The sequence below is a fragment of the Bradyrhizobium sp. NBAIM03 genome (assembly GCF_020194055.1).
Lineage (GTDB): Bacteria > Pseudomonadota > Alphaproteobacteria > Rhizobiales > Xanthobacteraceae > Bradyrhizobium > Bradyrhizobium yuanmingense.
The window spans coordinates 1-843 of the sequence record NZ_JADYVS010000094.1 but is presented as its reverse complement, the minus strand read 5'-3'; the positions used below and the strand labels follow the sequence as shown (position 1 = coordinate 843).

The 843-nt window shown below is 64.9% G+C and carries 1 protein-coding gene; it reads right to left on the bottom strand.

Annotated elements, in window-relative coordinates; genetic code table 11:
* The coding region (locus I6F21_RS37545) for an ATP-binding protein (protein ID WP_225184359.1) at positions 1-843 on the bottom strand (843 nt) is incomplete at both ends.

The window sequence follows — 843 nt, the reverse complement described above, 5'->3', positions numbered from 1 at the left end:
CGACGATGCCAAAGGTCTGGCTGCCGACTTGCGTCACCACGATGAAGCCGTTCTCGGGATCGGAGGCCGCGCCGTCGTCGATCTTCAGGAGCTTCTTCAGATGGATCAGCGGCAGCAGCTTGTTGCGGAGCCTAAGGACCGCGGTGTCCTTGATGCGCTCGATGCGGTGCTCGGAGTTGGCGCGGGCGCGGACCAATTCCACCACCGAGAGCTGCGGGATCGCAAAGCGGTCGCCGGCGGCTTCGACGATCAGCGCCGAGACGATGGCGAGCGTCAGCGGGATCTTGATGGTGACGGAGCTTCCTTCGCCGGCCACGCTCTTGATGTCGATGGTGCCGCCGATCTGGTCGATATTGGTGCGGACCACGTCCATGCCGACGCCGCGGCCCGAGACCGAGGTGATGGCAGCGGCAGTGGAGAAGCCCGGCGCGAAGATGAACTTGTGGATCTGGGCTTCGCTCATCTTCTCGAGCTCGGCCTCGGTGACGAGACCGGACGAGAGCGCCTTGGCCTTGATCTTCTCGGTGTTGAGGCCGCGGCCGTTGTCGGCGATGCAGATGATGATGTGGCCGCCCTCGTGATAGGCGGAGAGGCGAATGGTGCCCTGCTCGCCCTTGCCGCTGGCGAGGCGCTCGGCGGGGGTCTCGAGGCCATGATCGGCGGAGTTGCGCACCATGTGGGTGAGCGGGTCCTTGATCAGATCGAGCACCTGGCGATCGAGCTCGGTGTCGGCGCCGTGCATCTCGAGCTCGATCTGCTTGCCGAGTTCGGATGAGAGGTCGCGGACGATGCGGGGCAGCTTCTGCCAGGCATTGCCGATCGGCTGCATGCGCGTCTTCATGA